General features: G+C 53.5%; 11 protein-coding genes. All 11 read left to right on the forward strand.

All coding sequences use genetic code 11. The features are described 5' to 3' along the window. The first annotated feature begins 3 nt into the window (after positions 1 to 3). The 11 genes from ACSAMM_RS14890 to ACSAMM_RS14940 all read left to right on the forward strand — a co-directional run bounded on the left by ACSAMM_RS14890 (position 4) and on the right by ACSAMM_RS14940 (position 17,845). Positions 4 to 1,515, forward strand: a complete 1,512-nt coding sequence (locus tag ACSAMM_RS14890) for a hypothetical protein (protein WP_178722604.1) — start codon at positions 4 to 6, stop codon at positions 1,513 to 1,515. A gap of 4 nt (positions 1,516 to 1,519) precedes the next feature. Then, positions 1,520 to 2,149, forward strand: coding sequence for a Yip1 family protein (locus tag ACSAMM_RS14895; protein WP_457792069.1), 630 nt, complete (start codon positions 1,520 to 1,522; stop codon positions 2,147 to 2,149). 14 nt (positions 2,150 to 2,163) lie between these two features. Further along, positions 2,164 to 4,893, forward strand: coding sequence for a DUF5696 domain-containing protein (locus ACSAMM_RS14900; protein WP_457792070.1), 2,730 nt, complete (start codon positions 2,164 to 2,166; stop codon positions 4,891 to 4,893). Continuing rightward, positions 4,880 to 5,827, forward strand: a complete 948-nt coding sequence (locus tag ACSAMM_RS14905; RefSeq protein ID WP_178720534.1) for an ABC transporter permease subunit — start codon at positions 4,880 to 4,882, stop codon at positions 5,825 to 5,827. Before ACSAMM_RS14900 ends, ACSAMM_RS14905 begins: the two co-directional genes overlap by 14 nt. Positions 5,828 to 5,836: 9 nt before the next feature. Further along, on the forward strand, positions 5,837 to 6,784 hold the full coding sequence (locus ACSAMM_RS14910; RefSeq protein WP_178720532.1) for an ABC transporter permease subunit: 948 nt from the start codon (positions 5,837 to 5,839) through the stop codon (positions 6,782 to 6,784). Between the two features lie 47 nt (positions 6,785 to 6,831). After that, positions 6,832 to 7,851, forward strand: coding sequence for a substrate-binding domain-containing protein (locus ACSAMM_RS14915; RefSeq protein WP_178720530.1), 1,020 nt, complete (start codon positions 6,832 to 6,834; stop codon positions 7,849 to 7,851). A gap of 170 nt (positions 7,852 to 8,021) precedes the next feature. Then, complete coding sequence (locus tag ACSAMM_RS14920; protein ID WP_457792071.1) at positions 8,022 to 9,602, forward strand: ABC transporter substrate-binding protein; 1,581 nt, start codon at positions 8,022 to 8,024, stop codon at positions 9,600 to 9,602. A 32-nt stretch (positions 9,603 to 9,634) separates the two neighbouring features. After that, complete coding sequence (locus tag ACSAMM_RS14925) at positions 9,635 to 11,029, forward strand: hypothetical protein (RefSeq protein WP_178720526.1); 1,395 nt, start codon at positions 9,635 to 9,637, stop codon at positions 11,027 to 11,029. 35 nt (positions 11,030 to 11,064) lie between these two features. Then, positions 11,065 to 14,070, forward strand: coding sequence for a glycosyl hydrolase (locus ACSAMM_RS14930; RefSeq protein WP_178720524.1), 3,006 nt, complete (start codon positions 11,065 to 11,067; stop codon positions 14,068 to 14,070). A 97-nt stretch (positions 14,071 to 14,167) separates the two neighbouring features. Beyond that, positions 14,168 to 15,895, forward strand: a complete 1,728-nt coding sequence (locus ACSAMM_RS14935) for a hypothetical protein (RefSeq protein WP_457792074.1) — start codon at positions 14,168 to 14,170, stop codon at positions 15,893 to 15,895. A gap of 78 nt (positions 15,896 to 15,973) precedes the next feature. Next, entirely contained in the window at positions 15,974 to 17,845 is a 1,872-nt protein-coding gene (locus tag ACSAMM_RS14940; protein WP_457792075.1) for a sugar-binding protein, read from the forward strand. Positions 17,846 to 17,849 lie beyond the last annotated feature (4 nt).

The following is a 17,849-nucleotide window of genomic DNA, read 5'->3' on the forward strand; positions in this document are numbered from 1 at the left end:
GGTGTGGTTGTGAAGTATTGGAAAGGCGGCCGTGCGCTGCTTGTGCTGCTGGCGTTGAGCTTGATGGCGTGCTTTCCGGCTCTCGCCTATACGGGGATAGGCGAGAACGCAAGCTACACCTACGATGAAAAGGGAAACGACGTGAGCATTCCCGATGCGTACACGTTTAAGACCGCTTTCGATTTGGTAGACGCGGACGGGCTGCGGGCCGGGCATGCACAGTGCATGGTTCTGTCGGAGAAAACCGGCCGGCTGTATGTCGCGGATACCGACAACAACCGCATCCTGATATATTCGGCGGATTTTCGGCTGGAAAAGGTTTTGACGGATTTTCCATACGAAAATGATACGCTTCAGCTCAATCAGCCCGAGGGTATTTATGTATATGATAATGGGGATTTGCTGGTAGCCGATACTCAAAACGGACGCATCCTCCAATGCCGGGAGGACGGGACGGTTTTTAAGATTTTGGAAAAACCTGCCAATATGACAGGGCTGACCGGTGGGGACGAGGCTTTTCTGCCCTCCCGGCTGGCGGTGGACAGCATCGGGAGAATGTACGTAGTGGCCCGCAATATTAACAGGGGCATCATCCAGCTGGACAGTGAGGGCCGCTTCATGGGATATATTGGTTCTCCCCGGGTGCAGTATGATGTAATGACCGTGCTTTTACGGCGTTTTTTTACGGAAACGCAGAAGGCGAAGCTGGAGCAGTTTGTTCCCACGGAATACAATAGTATTTTTATGGACGACGAGGATTTTCTCTGGTCTACCATCAGCTCTCTGGACGGCGAGGATATTTTGAACGCCATCCGATCCAAGGATAAATCCGGCACCGTGACGCCAATAAAAAAGCTCAACACGATGGGAAACGACGTCCTGAAAAGAAACGGCTTTTACGCGCCGCTGGGCGATTTGGATTTTAAGGAAGAGCCCTCCCGCATCGTCGGTGTGGCGGTCGGCCAGAATGGGATATATAGTCTGCTGGATCAGCAAAGAGGGCATATTTTCACCTACGACGACAACGGAAATCTTCTCTTTATTTTTGGAAATATCGGAAACCGAAAAAGCGATTTTCAAATGCCGGTGGATATTCGGTATCAGGGGGACAATCTGCTGGTGCTGGACAGCGGACTTGGAAAGGTGCTGGTATTCCAGCCGACGGCCTACGGCCAGCTGGTTTTGCAGGCGGAGGCCAGTCAGTTTAACGGCGACTACGAGGAAGCCTACAAGCTTTGGTCGCAGCTGGCGGGGGAAAACACCAATTTTAAGTACGCGTTTGTGGGCTTGGGAAACGCTATGCTCAAGCAGGGGAAATACGATGCGGCGCTCAAGTATTTTCGGTATGCCGAGGATCAAAACCGGTATTCTGATACGGTTGCTCTCATTCGGGAACAAAAGGTGCAAACGTATTTTCCCGTTATAATGGGAATCCTCATCTCACTTGGGGTACTGGCCCTGCTGTATTCCCTGATAAAGCGCATGGTAAAATATTATAAGGGCAGTCAGGAGTGAGCCTATGGGTACTTTGCTGAAAGAATTGCGGTATTCCTTGTATGTAACCGTACACCCGTTTAAGGGCTATTGGGAGATCAAACACGAACGCAAGGGCAGCCTGCGTACGGCTGGAATTCTGCTTACCCTTTACATCCTTGTCTCCGTTTTGTCCGGCTATTGCACCTCATATCTGTTCAATCCCGCCGGCGGCGTGAATTTCAGCATCTATAAAAGCGTGGCCACGACGCTGGGGCTGTTCTTTTTATGGTGCATCGCAAGCTGGTGTCTCACCAGCTTGTATGACGGCGAGGGGCGGTTTACCGATATTTTAAAGGCGACGGCCTACGCCTTGGTGCCGGTGACTCTGATTCAGTGTATCCTCATTCCGTTGAGTTATATGCTTGTGCTGACGGAGGCTTCTTTTTATACAATGCTGGTGAATATCGGCTATGTCTGGATGGCGTTCCTGCTGTTTACGGGAACACTGGTTACCCACCAATACACGTTTGCCAAATCGGTTCTGATGATTGTTTTCATTCTATTGGGCATGTGTATGATGGCCTATATCGCCCTGCTGTTTTTCAACCTAATCCAGCAGATGTCCGGTTTTTTTGTTACGCTTTGGGCGGAGCTTAAGCTCAGACTGTCTTGAGAGGAGGTAAACGGATGCCACACACGAAGAAGCGCTCGGCTGCCGTGTCGGCCATCGGCTGTCTGGCCGCCCTGACGCTGCTGGCCGGCTGCGGCGGGGAAGCGATTTCTGCCGGCGACGCCAAGTCCGTCTATGCGCCGCATGCCAGTCAATTTGTCAGCGATTTACAAAGTGAGGCGAAAAGCGGCGCGTTTAAAGCGGGCGAGAAAGAGCTTGAGGCGCTTTCTGCGATGGAAGAAGTCCTCAGCAACGATCATTTGACCTTGTATCTTGGCCGGTATTATGATATCGCCGTACTGGACAAGGACACGGGCAGCGTGTTTTTCTCCAACCGAGCGGTTTATGAGGACGATACAGATCTGAGCGAGGAAGGAAAGGCCGACGCCTATTCTCAGGTGGCTGTCGAATATTACGATGGAGCCAGCGCGCGCAATATGATGAGCAGCTATCCCAACAGTGTTGACGACGACGGGCTGAATCAGGTAACGGTAAAAGCGGAGCCGGATTCTCTTACTATCACCTATGCGTTCGGAACCAACACGGAAAAACAAACGATTTGCTATGTCATGAGCCAGAAAGGCTACGATCAGCTTGCGGAAAAGGCAGACCGGGCTATCGGGGAGGAGCGAATCTCGACCTCCCAATTCGCGAGATTCCAAAATTTGTATCAAGCGATTGTTTACGACGAGCTGGACGACGCCGACAAGGCGGCATACGCCAAGAAATATTCCGGGCTCGCGTCGCTGGGGCTCCTGTATGTTTGCGATCCTACGTATTTGACGTCGGTTCAGCGTTCTCTTCTGGAGGAGGTTTCCGCCGCGCTGAGCATTGACGAGTCGTTCATATCCCGGGAGGAAGCACAGGCCGGCGCCGTCAATGCCGCCGGGGCCGCGCAGGCGTATTTCGAGATCCCGGTGGTGTATCGGCTGCAGGAGCGAGATCTCATAGCACAGATTGACACGTCCCATATCGTGCATGTCAAGAACAGCGGATATACGCTGACAAAAATTTATCTGCTGAGCAATTTGTTTTCCACGACGGCGCAGGAAGAGGGCTATCTCATGATCCCCGACGGCAGCGGCGCGGTTATTGAGAACAGCTCCAGAAATGGCAGCAGCGCTTCCTTAACGCAAACGGAGCTGCCGTTTTACGGCAGCGATTTCGGCGTCAACCATAACGACGCTTCGACGCTGGTTCCCTATTCGCCGTTTCCCGTGTTCGGTATACGCAGCGGGAATCGCGGGGTTTTCGGCATTGTGGAGAGCGGCGACGCTATGGGCGGCGTGCGGATAAAGACCGTGAATTCACTTTCCTCGTATAATACGGCAGCCCCCTACTTTACCTACTATACCATGGACGTTGCATCAAACGATATTCTGGATCAGCAGGAGAATGTGGTGGCAAACCGGGTGTATTCCAAAAAGGAACCCGAAGCTCCCTATGTGGTACGGTATCATTTCCTATACGGCGAAAACGCCGGCTATTCCGGCATGGCCCGGTACTATCGCACCTATCTGGCACAAACCGGTTCTATAAAAAAGCTGCCGGAGAAACGGGATTTGCGTCTCGATGTGAGTTTTTTAGGAGCGGTCACAAAAAGGAAGATGGTCGGATTTATTCCGATGAATGTGGAAACCGCGGCGTCTACCTTTGAGGGGATCCAAGCGTTTGGGCGGCAATTGGCGGAGCGCAATGTGGCGAGCTTTAACGCCCTGCTTCTGGGGGCGATCAACGGCGGCATGCAGTTTCGGGTGCCTCATACCGCCACCATCGAAAAATCCCTGGGAGGAACCGAGGGGCTTTCCTCGTTGACAAAATTTTTTGACGGGACACAGGGCCGCGCGTATTTGGGCGTGGATTTTACCAGGGTTTACCGAAATGGAAACGGCCTGAATACCAGCACGCAAATCTCCCGCTTTATCAGCAACGACACGGCGGTTCTCAGCGGATATTCTCCGTCCAGCGGTCGCCGTGACCCGGATGACAGCGCGTATCTCCTTAATCCCCTGAGCTATGGCGCTATCATCGACCGTTTTCATGAGGATGGCGCGCGCATCGGAGCAAATACCCTTTTTGTTTCCTCCCTATGCTCCTATCTGTCCGGTAATTACGATGAGAGACATGAGGTGACACGGGAGGAAAGTAAAAACATTACCGTCGCTTCGCTTGAAAAGCTGGTAAATAACGGGTATACTTTACTGGCGGACGGCGGGAACGCGTATACGCTGAAATATCTGCGGGCGGTGACCGATATTTCACTTGGATCTTCGGAAATGAGCATGGAAAGCTATGCGATTCCTTTTGTTGGCATGGTGCTGCACGGCTATATGGAGTACAGCGGCGTCGCGCTGAACCAGCAGGGCAGTTATCAAAAGGCCCTGCTGAAAAACATCGAGAGCGGCGCGGGTCTGCACTATGTTCTGATGACGGAGGATCCGCTGCTGCTGGCGGATACCAGCTGCTCGGATTATTATTCCGTAGCGGTGGATACGTGGGAAGAAGAGATTATCTCCACATATACCCGTCTGAACGCCCTATTTCGGGAGATCAGCGACAGTGTGATAACGGAGCATAAACGGCTGACCGGCGGCGTCGTGCAGGTCTCCTATGAAAACGGCGGCCGTGTACTGATAAATTACAACAATGACGACGCTGTCATTGAAGGGTATACGATAGCCGGAATGGACTTTTTGTATGTGAACGAATCGATAACAGAAGGAATGGGATACGATGCGCACACGTAATCATGGCGGCCCTTCCAGACGGGCCGGCAGCCTGATGGCTAAAAGGAATAACGCTGGCTATCTGTTCATATGTCCATTTCTCGTGGGTATGCTCTTTATTTTTCTCCCCTCGCTGGTGGAATCCTTTTCCTATTCGCTGGAATTCGCCACCGTTCAGTTTGACTCGGTAGCCAGGGAATATGTCGGCTTTCAGAACTACATAGCCGCACTGACAGAGGACACGGAATTTCTGCCGAAGCTTTACGGGGCTGTCCAGGGCACGCTCGTCGATTTGGTCGTCATCCTGTTTTTCAGCTTTTTCATTGCCAACATCCTGAATCAGAAGTTCATCGGCAGAGGAGCGGCGCGCGCCGTCTTTTTCCTCCCGGTGCTGGTGGCCACAGGCATTATAGCCAGTGCCGACGTCAACAATATGGCCACTTCCTTTTTCGGCTCCGCCACCAACAACGGCGAATCTATTTCCACGGCGTTCTCAGGCAACTTCGCCTCCTTTTTTGATTTGAAAAGCCTGCTGGAATCGGCGAATTTAAACAGCACCCTGACCGGCGTAATCCTCTATGCCGTAGAAAACACCTACAGTGTGGTCAATTCCTCCGGTGTACAAATCCTCATATTCCTTTCCGCCCTGCAGACGATTCCAAGCTCTCTGTTTGAGGCATCCAAGGTGGAGGGCGCCACCAAATGGGAGGAGTTCTGGAAAATCACGTTCCCTATGCTGACGCCCATGATTCTTGTCAATATCGTTTACACCATCATCGACTCGTTTACCAATCCAAAGTACGAGGTGCTGCAATATATTCTGGACAATTCTTTTACCAACAGCCGGGGGATTGGATATTCCTGCGCTATGTCCTGGATGTTCTTCCTTATTATTGTGATTTGTCTGGGAATTATCTGCGGCCTCTTGTCCAAGCGCATACAGTATTTGGATTAGGGGGAAATTATGAATTCTTTATTATCGTCTGTACCCGCGGAGGCCACGGCGTCCGGACGCAAGAAATGGAACCGGTGGAAAGCGCGGCATCTGACGCCGCAAGCGGTTACTTCTCTGCTTTGGAAGTTGGTGCGGGCGGTCATCCTGCTGGGGCTGTGCTATATCATCCTGTACCCGTTTTTTATTAAGGTAGTCAACGCGTTTAAAACCTATTCCGATTTTATCGATCCCACGGTTCGCTTTCTGCCGAAAACGTTTACCTGGGGAAATGTCCGGCACGTTGTCAAGGAAATGAGCTATTGGTCGGCTTTACAAAATACGCTGCTGATTTCGGTGGCATTGGGCGCTTTGCAGACCTTGGTTTGCGCCGTTGTCGGATATGGGTTCGCCCGGTTTCAATTTAAAGGACGGAACCTCTGCTTTTTCCTGGTCATCTTTTCTCTGATTGTACCCTCCCAGACCATCCTCCTCCCGCTGTATCTGAAGTTCAAGGCGTTTCTCGGCGTGTTTAAGCTGATCGGAACGGCGTGGCCCCTGGTAATCCTGTCCATGACCGGTCTGGGGATCAAAAACGGCCTGTATATTTTCATGTTTCGTCAGTTCTTCCGGAATATGCCCAAGGAGCTGGAGGAAGCCTCCTATCTGGACGGCTGCGGTACGCTACGGACGTTTACGAAAATCATGCTGCCGGCGGCCACGGCTGTTATGACGACCGTTTTTCTTCTGGCTCTGGCCTGGCAGTGGACGGATACGGTTTTTTCCCCGCTGTTCCTGGATGAGGTCAACATTCTGTCAAAAAATGTGAGCGCTTTGGCTCAGAGTGCCGGCAAACCGATTGAAGTAGCCAACTATGTCAATATCGGCGCCGTGCTGGCCGTTCTCCCTATTGCGCTTATATATATCGTCCTTCAGAAATTCTTTGTAGAATCTATTGACAGGGCGGGCATTGTCGGCTAGCAAGGAATTCTCCTGTGTTAGTATTTTAAAAAGAGGCGGGATTGCAGATGCGTGTGACCAGAAGAGACGTTGCCGTTCGGGCGGGCGTGTCCGAGGCGTCGGTGTCGTATGTCATGAATAAAAGCCGCAGCGTGTCTCCGGAAACCACTAAAAAGGTCTGGGATGCGGTCAAGGAGCTCAACTATACCGCAGACATGGTGGCGCGGTCGATGGTGAAAAACGAAACCAAGCAATTGGCGGTTTTGGCCAACGACCTGTCCAACCCGTATTTTGCGGAAATTATTACGGGCTTTGAAAACGCGGCCATTGATAACGATTATCTGGTCAGTATCTGCACCGGCCAGCGCGAGACGGAAAAGTATATTCAGCACTTGATTGCCCGGCGGATTGACGGCGTGTTTATCACGGGTCTGCCCTATATGTCGGATCAAAGGTATCATGAAATCATAAGCAGTATGGTCGACGGCGATGTGCGGGTGCTGATTAACGGCATTATCTTAAAGGATTGCCGGGATATTTCTCATATTTATGTGGATCATACGCTGGGGATTGAAAAGGCTGTGGCGCATTTGAAAAATATGGGGCATACGTGCATTGCCATGCTCAGCACCTTTGCCCGTAATAACACGTTTGATCCCAGCGATCGCCTGTTTTTTTCCGCGATGGAAAAGATGCTGCCGGACAGCGAGCCGATATTTGTCGGAGAAATCGCTACGCGCAACCCGGATATGGATTCCAGCTACCGGCTCATGCAGAAGCTGATGGCGGAGCATCCTGAGGTGACCGCTGTCCTGTGCCTGAACGACCTGATGGCCTACGGTGCCATTCAGGCGATTTCCGACAAAGGAAAATCGGTTCCCGGCGACATCTCCGTGGTGGGTATGGACGATATCTATATATCCACTAAATTCAGCCCGTCTCTAACCTCTATTGGGTTCAATAAGCTGGAATACGGTAAACTGGCGTTTGATGTCTTGCATCGTCATATCCGCCACAACACGGTGGATGATGTCACCGTCAGCACCGAACTGTTCATCCGGGACTCTACCGGCCCGGTACACAGATAGCCGAGCAGCCGTGTGCAAATTAAAATATGTTTTTTACGAAAACCGCTTGTGTTTTGTAGAGAAAAATGGTATTATGTTATTAATGTTACACGTGTAACAAATCGGAAACGCCTTATAGCAGTCTATTCTTGAAGCCATGTCGCACTAACAGAAATAGAAGGAGGAGAATTATGTCCAGAAAAATTTTATCCGCGTTGATTGCTGCGTTCCTGCTGTTGTCACTCTGTTCCTGCGGGGGGGGATCGAAGCCTGCCGACGATTCCTCGTCGGCCGTTTCCGGAGGAAACGCGACCGACAGCGGCGTATCGGGAGAAACCGAACCGGGTTCCGAGATTACCACGCTTCCCGGATTGGAATCGAATTCTTCCATGAGTCCGGATGCGTCCGGTGGAAGCCATGGGACGACGACCAGCGGCAAGAATGGAAGCGGAGCCACCAAGACGCAAACGGTGGTGACTGTCCCTACAAAAACCAGCGATTCCGCGCAAATGGTCGATCCGGGTTTTCTGAACGGCGTGGATCCGTTTAAGGATCCGGTATTCAGCGAACAGGTTACGGATTTAAAGGGCAAAACAATCAAGCTGGGGACTTTCTGGCCCAACAACTACAAGGCCAGCAACAGCGATCCAATCGCCCAGGCGAACGTCAAGGCAATCGCCGCGATTCAGAAAGAATACAAGTGTACCATCAAAGTGGTCAATTTGGATGCAAATAGTTATTTGACGGATGTCGCCACCGCCACCGCGGGAGGAAAGATCGTGGCGGATATCTATGAAATCCAGGGTGAAATGAACAGCCTGTATAAAAACGGCTATTTCGCCGATCTGTCCAAGGTGAAATCCGTCGGTCTGAAAACGAATGGGTGGAGTCAGGCTGCCATCGCAAACGCCACGTATAAAAACACCTGCTATGGCGTGGGACTCGAGAAAGATGTAGGATACAGCGTCGTCTATTTTAACAAGGCGTTGGCTTCCCAGTACAAGATCGGCAATCTGTATGATCTGGTGGACAAGGGACAGTGGACCTGGTCCAAATTCCGCGAGGCCTCCGAAGCGGTTTATAAGCAGTCCAGCGGAAAGGTTTACGGCTGTAACGCCACGTTCACACCGTATATATTCAATCTGGTCTTTTCAAACGGCACCTCGCCGATTGTCCTGGCCAATGGCATCCCGGTGTTCAACGGACTGGATTCCAAACTGCTGGAAGCGCTGAACTGGCTGCAGGATTACTGCAAGGCCGGACTGTACAACAAGAAAGGCAGCAGCGGCTATGTGACCGCTATCAACTCTTTCATGGGCGGCAACAGTCTGTTTTACATCGCCGGTAACGGTTCACCGGATATCAACGATTTGTCCGCTTTGATGAAAGACGATTACGGCATCCTTCCTTTCCCCAAAGGCGACGGACAAAAAGACTATACCTGTATTCTTTTGAATAACCGGTACTACGGGCTTGCCAGCAACAACGCGCAGGTGGAGGATGCCGGCAAGATCCTGGTAGCTCTTGGAAACCGCACGTTTACGAAGGCGGCGGATTGGGAAAAGCGGCACGCGGGTTATGTCCGGGACGACGAGTCTCTAGGCATGCTGCGCAAGATTCGGAGTTACAAGTCCATTTTCCGTCTTTCAACCTCCTCCTTTGAAAACAACGCGGCTGCCGCCTGCGTTGATCAGAAAATGACGCCCAAGCAGGCCATGGAAGCAATTCTCAATACGGCGCAGGCCGAGATTAACGAACGGTTCGGCATATAAAAAATGCTGTAAGCGCGAAAGGATAATTCGTTATGGTTAATAGAAAAAAGCTTTTGGCGGCTTTTTCCGGCCTGCTGGCGGTATCCCTTGTGGTGTTTCAGGGGGCTGCCGCCACGCAGAACAGCACGCTGAAAATTGTCTGTGCGAATGAGGGGAGCAATATTTACACGCCGCCGGAGAGCGTGCAGTATTCCTACCGGTATGGCCCGGCGATCCTCATCGACGGCAACCGAATCGACATCTGGGCGTCCGCGCCGCCACTTGTTTCCAACGGCGTGCGGTACGGAAACGACAGCATTGAATACACCCGTTCCATGGACGGGGGCAAGACGTGGACGGACTGGAAAGTGGTGCTGTATCCTACGCTGGATTCGGAGGACAAATGGTCTACCTGCGACCCCGGCGCTTTCAAATACGGCGACTATTATTATGTTGGATATACGGGTTCGCCGGAATTCCGGACCGATCCCTCGAAAGAAAAAGCCGTCAACAACCTGTTCATCGCCCGTGCCAAAAATCCGGAAGGCCCCTATGAAAAATGGAATGGCAGCGGCTGGGGTGGCAAGCCGTACGCCATTACCCGCTACAGTGGAAACGGCGTGGGCTGTTCCATGCCCGCCTTTACGGTCAAGGACGACAGGCTCTATATGTATTATGTCGACCAGACGAAGGACGATCAGGACTGGAACAGCTACGGGAATATCTCGGTGTCGGTTTTTCCGCTTAAGGATCCCAACTGGCCGGGAAAGCAGATTTCCAATGACCGCTGCAAAAACGAACCGGAGGAAGTCAAGTATTGCCCGGAAACGGGGAAATTTATCGGCTTTCAGCTGTTAAACGGATGGGATTACGATTCCTATGTGAGCGTCATGGAGTCCAAGGACGGCATCAATTTTGAAAAAACCACGACGTTCCGAAGCAACTTCCCCCACTATGCACACAACATAGGCGTGAGCGGGAATACGCTCGGGCAGTTGGATTTGAGCATCACGAATTACATCGGCGCAGCGTATACGCCCACCGGCGACGAAGCCTGGTGGGGGCACTGGCACACACGGCTTGCCCCGCTCTACATAAAGACGGAGAGCTCTGCTACAACGGCAAAGCCGACCACCACGAAGCCGGCGACCCCAACCACCAAGCCGAAAAAACCGACCGCTACCTCACCGGAGTCCAAACCGGTAGAAAATCCAACTTCCGATGCACCGTCAAACGAAGCTTCGGAACCGGCTTCCGGCGAAACCACGCAGGCGCTCGATACGACGTCGACCACCCGCCCGGAAAGCTCTGCGGCGCCGGTGATAAAGGAGTCGGCGGACGGCCTGCCCGTCTGGGCGTATATGGTGATTGCCGGCGGGGTCGTCCTGCTGGCGGGCGGCGGCGTATTACTTTATCTTTTCGTATTTAAAAAGAAGAGAGTGAAATAGGTTCCGTTGTAAAGGACAGGCGAGGAGATTTGCCAATGAATAATTTGGAAAACCTATTTCAATCCCCGTCGGCGGCGTACCGCGGAAAGCCGTTTTGGAGCTGGAACGGCAAGCTTGAAAAAGATGAGCTGCTCAGGCAAATTCAGATTTTCAAGGAAATGGGCATGGGCGGCTATTTCTGCCATTCCCGCATCGGCTTGGTTACGGAATACCTGGGCAAGGAATGGTTCGAGCTTATTAACGCGTGTGCCGATAAGGGGCAATCCCTGGGGTTGGAAACCTGGCTTTACGACGAGGATCGATGGCCCTCCGGCATCGCGGGCGGCAAGGTAACGCAGGATCCGGACAACCGCATGAAGTTCATACGGTTGTCCATAGAGGATGGCAATGATTTCGTGTACGACGACAATACCGTTGCCGCTTTCACGGTCTCTTTGGACGGCTATTCCTTTACGGAAAAGACCAGACTTGGCCCCGATTCTCCGCACCCCCGGAGAACGGTTCTGAAATTTATGGTGGAGGAGATGGTAAAGGAAACCTCCTGCAACGGCTCTACCTATTTGGATACCATGAAGCGTAGCGCCACGGAGCAGTTTCTTCAGGAAACGCATGAAAAATACCGGGAGCATTGCGGGGACAGGTTCGGGACGGAGATCTATGGTATTTTCACCGATGAACCCCACCGAGGAGCGGTTATGGCCGGTTTTGGAAATTCCAATCCGGGCGGCGAGTATCTGATTCCCTATACCGATTCTCTGTTTGCCGATTTCTATGCGGCCTATGGCTATGATTTGCGGGATTTTTTACCGGAACTATTCTTATGGCCAAATGGGGAAAAGGTCAGCCCGGTGAAGTGGCAGTATATGGAACTTATCCAACGGCTGTTTGCAGAAAATTTTCTCTCGCCGATTCAGGACTGGTGCCGGCTCAACCGGATACAATTTACCGGGCATATGCTGCATGAGGACAGTCTCACCGCGCAGACCTGTATGCTGGGCTCCGTCATGCGGGCCTATGAATATATGGACGTGCCGGGCGTGGACGTCCTGATGGAGCACAATTACTGCTTCTGGATCGTCAAGCAGCTGCAGTCGGCCGCCAGACAGCTGGGCAAGCCCTGGCTGCTCAGTGAGCTTTACGGAGCTACCGGCTGGCAATTCGACTTCGAAGGGCATAAGGCGGTCGGCGACTGGCAGGCGCTGTTCGGCATCAATTTAAGATGTCATCATCTCTCATGGTATAGCATGCAGGGGGAAGGAAAACGAGATTATCCCGCCAGCATTTCGTACCAATCCGCTTGGTACCCGTATTATTCCTACATAGAGGACTATTTCGCCCGACTTCATGTGCTGCTTAGTCAGGGAGAGCCGCTGTGCGACCTTCTGATTGTGTATCCGGTGGAAAGCCTTTGGTGCCGGATTTACCCCAAGTGGTCCTGGCAATTGCAGACGCTGGATCCGGAGGTGCAGAAACTCGAACAGATCTATGAGGACACTTTCCATCTGCTCTGTGGCGCAAGGGTGGACTTCGATTACGGAGACGAAGATTATTTACATCGGATGGGCCGTGTGGAGGAACAGGACGGCATACCGGTTTTGCGGGTAGGAAAGGCCGTCTATAAAAGCGTTTTAGTGACCGGCATGCTGAACATGAGAAAGTCCACTTTGGATTTACTTTACGAATTCGCGCAAAAAGGGGGACAGGTGGTCTTTGGCGATTCCCCGCCCTGCTATATAGATGCGATTCCCTCCAATGCGGCCGCGGAGTTGCCAGCCGTCTACACGAATTTCGATCACATTCTGGATACGCTTCAGACGAAGCCGTATGTGACGGTTCGAGACAAAGAGGGCCGCCCGATTCCGGATATTTACGCCCAGCTCCGCCGTGACGGAGACCGAACGATAGCTGTTCTGATGAACATCAGCCGCTGGCAGGCTTTCCGCGGGGTGACCGTGGCCTTTGCGATTGGCGGATACTGTGAGAAATGGGATGTCCGGACAGGTACGAGAACCCTGCTTGCACAAGGGGATCCCCTCTCTTTCCAAACGGATTTTGAGGCAGCGGCCGAGCTGTGTCTGGTCATTACAGAAATGGACGAAGGTCTGCGGCCGGCCCTTGAGGGCGGTCGGAAGACGGCGGATATCCCCTGCGGCAAAGCATTTTCTTACCGGCTGCATGAGCCGAACGTCTGCCTGCTGAACTTTGTGGATTACCGGATAAATGACGAGCCGCCGGTTTGCGGAAAGGACATTCTGGAAGCGGATAAGGAAATACGGACGTGCCTGGGACTCCCACAGCGAGGGGGGCAGATGCTGCAGCCCTGGTTTACGGGTGAGGAAAAGGAGCCGGCTCTTTGCTCGCTTCGCCTTGACTTTCACTTTTACGTGGAAGATAGACCCGAGGAGCTGCGGCTGGCGATGGAAACGCCGGAGGAATTCGATCTCCTGGTGAATGGAACGCCGGATGCTGCTGCGGTTTCCGGGGATTTCTGGGTGGATCCGTGTTTCCGTATTTTAAAGATTTCGCCCCAAGTCCTGCGGCCCGGCCAAAATACCATCACCCTTTTATGCCGGTTCCACGGCGCTCTCAATCTGGAGGCGCTTTATCTGCTGGGGCATTTCGGCGTGACCCTTTCCCCGGAGGGGAATGTGCTGACGAAGCCGCCGGAGACGCTGGCGGTGGGGGATATAACCGAACAGGGCTTTCCATTTTACGGCGCGGGTGTCAGTTATCTGCTGCCTGTGCCTGACGGGATTTCAGGACGGACGGAGCTCTATACGGAGGATTTTGAAGCCGCCCTGCTTTTGGCGACGGACGGGAAACGTCGGAAGCCGATTTGGTCGAAACCCTACAGAGCCGACGTCACCGAGCTGCTCACAGAGCGGGAATCGGTGGAATTACAGTATATCCTGACACGCGCCAACACCTTCGGTGCGCGTCTCGGTCCGGACGGCGCGGGCGGCTCGCCCTATCATCTGCTCCCTCAAGGGATGGTTTCCGAGGTGTGGCTGGCGAAATATGAACCGGACGGAACCCTCTGAGCGTGAGAAAGATGAAACCCTCTTCTTATTTTGAAGACTGGGATTTCGTTTTGTCAAAAGTTACACGTATAAACAAAATTGTATTGGAGGATTGTTCATGAAAAAGAAAATGGCCAGGATTTTCACGCTGGTATTGTCCCTTGCGTTGCTTGTCAGCGTATGCGTGCTGTCATTTCCCGCTTTGGCCGGCAGCGGTGCAGAAAGCACGGGAACAGATATTACCGGGGTGAAATTCAGCACCATCGGTGCGGGCGCAAACGAATTAAAAATTTTCTGCACCGTTGAGCCGGCGACCCTCACCACCGGTAACTATTGGGAAGGTACCATCAAGGAGGTCATCACCCAAGAGGAGCTGGACGCCTTTACGACAAAAATCCGGATTAACGATAAAACGTTGAAGGAATGGATGGACACCGGCTATATTCGGTATCTCCCGGCCACCTCGGCGGGCCAGCTGGATATCGTGTTTAAAAACAGCGGCGATTTCCTGAACTTCGGCGATTACGGCGAGACCATCACCTTTGAAAAAGGCTGCAAGCTGCCCGGTGTTGCCGCGTTAGCCGAGGAAATTTCGTATAAGTTTACGTTTACCTCTGGAGCGGAAACGGTTGGCAAACGCGTAGTCAACACGCCTTCCACCACAGAAGCCACAACGGAGGCCTCTACGGAAGCCTCTACCGAAGCTACCACTAAAGCCACTACCAGCCCGTCCATTATTACGCCGCCCACCACCGACGCGCCTAAGGCGGAGATTACCTGGACCGGTGTGAACACCTATAGTGAAAACTATTATATCGTTCATCTCAATGTGTCTCCCAAGACCTTGACCGCTGGGCAAAAGTATTACGATAACGGCGAAATTGTAATGGATTCCGAAGCGTGGTTCTATCAGTTCGCGGATTATATTTTTTTTAACGGCTATTCTTTCAAGGATTTGATTGAAAAGGATCCGGACATTTTCGTCGGTATTCAGGCGAGCAACGGCCGTACGGATAACTTGGAATTCACCCTCTCTCCGGCGGCCCTGGCGAAAAATAAGGTTCCCTATTTTGGAACGACCGGGAAAGGGGAAACCATCGACCTGCGCGCCGGTTGCCTGCTCCCCAACGGCACGGAAATCAAGGAAAACGGCGCTTGGGTAGTCACTCCCGGCAAGCCTCAGGGCGTTCGGACATCCCCTTCCGCCATCACGAAGGAACCCGTCCACTACTATCCCGACGGCAGTGCAACCACCGGCGCCACCACGGAGCCCACTACGGAACCCACCACGGCGGCGACGCAGGCTCCGCAAGAGGAGCATACCTTTACCTTTGAGGGCACGCTGGTGGATGCGGACGGCAAGGCGCTGGGCGGCGTTTCCATGAGCATACACGGGAACGGAACGCAGACCATCGTGACGGAGGATGACGGCAGCTTCCTGCTTTTAGATATGCAGAGCGGTTCCAAGACGTTCCTGGTTATCCGAAACGGTGCGGTTTCCACCATGGTGATTGAAATGAAGGAAGCCGTAAACGCGGCCAAGGCGGCTCTGTCCGCCGACGGCAAGGTCCTGACGCTTCCCTCCAAGGCCAAGACGCTTTCGATGAAGCTGATGCTGAACAAGGATAACTCCCTGTCCGTAAATTCGGTGGAGGTTATCAAATGGGTGGACGGCTATCAGCCTCCCGCCGGCGGAGACGATTCCGCTGAGACGGACGGCTCCGACTCCGGAGAAACCGGTCCCGAGACCGGCGTGCCGCTGGCGCTGGGTGCTGTGCTGGCGCTGGCGCTGGCCGTGACCGTGTTGGCGGTCACGGGAAGAGCGGAAAAACAGGCGAAAAATTAAGCGGTCGGAAATCTATAGCCGCCGGGAATTTGACATGCCCGGCGGCTATAGACAACAATGATATAATGGAGGATAGCTATGCGTAAAGTATCGATAAGCCTTTTGGCGCTTCTGCTGCTGGTATCCTTGTCTTCTATGCCGTTTCTTTCGCCCGCCGCGGCGTCGGTGCCGGACGCCGCTTTTACACGGATTTGTGATCTGACGCTGGCGGATACCGAGTTGGGCTATGAGCTGCGGGGCTGCGCGGCCTCTCCCGACGGGCAATATCTGTACGCCGGATTTCTTCAGAACACGCGGGACGTACAGAAAATCAGCGTTTCCAGCGGCGAGATCGCGGACAGCTATACGCCCGCCATTTCAGAGGTGAGTAACCCAGTTGACCGGTATCCCAAAGGGCTGGCCGTCGACGATCGGGGCAACCTGTTCGTGGGGCTTACCCACGCCGAGGCGGGCGACAATCACAAAATTACGCTCGCCGCGGTGAAAGAAGCCACCATGGATGAGATCGGCCATGTCACCGAGGCCGTGGCGGCAAGTGGCACGAATGTGGGCGTCAACGGCGTTGCTGTGGTCAAAACCGGCGATACCTATCTGTGCTACATGGCGGTTTCTTATCACAACTTTTCCATTCGCTGCTATGACGTGACGGATCCGGAAAACATCGTCCTGTATACGGACTTCGCACAGAACGGCGTTTGCCAAACGGCCTACACCCCGTTTTACCTGGCCACCGACACGCAGGGAAACGTGTATGCGACCGGCTCGGCGAATTCCGTGTATTACGTGACGAAAATCGGGCCGGACGGCACTCAGCTCAAGCAGATTGAGCTGGCGAAAGCCTATAGCATTGTGCTGTGCGGCGGCTATCTGGTGGTCGGGGACAGCCAGGAGGGAAAGATCACCATTCTGGACACCAATCTTTCCGAGGTGAAAAAGCTGACGGTGGACGGGCTGAGCGGCAACCTGGCGCAGTCCGCCGTGGGAGGCGGTTACATTTTCCTGTCCGACAGCGGAAACGGCGAGGAGGCCGGTGGCCTGGCCGGCGGGTTTTACAGGGCGCCTGTTTCTTTGGTAGATTATACCAAACAAGAGGCGCGGAAGGCCGAAACAGCCCCGACGGTGGACGGCAGGCTGGACGAAGCGCTTTGGGCAAACCGTTTCTTCACGCATACCGATGAGGCTTCCGGTAAGCCGATGCGGTTCCAATTTGCCTGGGACACAGATAATCTGTATCTGGCCGTCCGGTTGGCTGACACCACGCCTTTTTTCAGCGCGGACAAAGCATTCGCGGACGATGGAAAGGGAGACATCTATTCGTTCCAATACGACTGCCTGGAATTCTATTTTTCCGCGGCCAATCGGGTGGGCGCCTATGGAGACGGAGATGTGCAGTTTATCTTTACCTGCCAGGACGACGGAAAGCCCGCCCTGCGGGTGGGAGCCGGAGGTTCTCAGCGGGAGGACTACGCGGCCGGGAAATTTGACGAGGTGAAGTCCGCCTGTACTCTTACCGTAACCGGCTGGGATTTTGAGGCGGCTATCCCGTGGACGGCTTTGGGAGTCGTGGATCTGTCGGCCACTTTTGGCATCAGCCTCAAGCAAAACGACGATTTCCCGGAGGATTCCTCCCTGAATCAGGGAACGTATATCTCCTACGGCGACACCACATGGGATACGCTGACCGGCAAGTATACGCTCATAGCAAAGGGAGCGCCCGCTCCCGGCGTCAATACCAGCAGTACGGCTTCCCCAACCACCTCGTCAACCAGCCCTTCGGATGATTCGTCCGTCACGAGTACGGACGGCACCTCCTCCGTGGAATCCGCGGAGGGCGGCGGGGGTTCCCCCCATACCGGCTATGAATCGGCGGTATTTCCCGCGGTTCTGCTGTTGGGTGCCGGCGTGGCGGCAGCTCTGCTTGCGGGACGCCGATCCGCCAAAGGCCGCTGAGGCG

The sequence above is a fragment of the Anaeromassilibacillus sp. SJQ-5 genome (assembly GCF_054108045.1).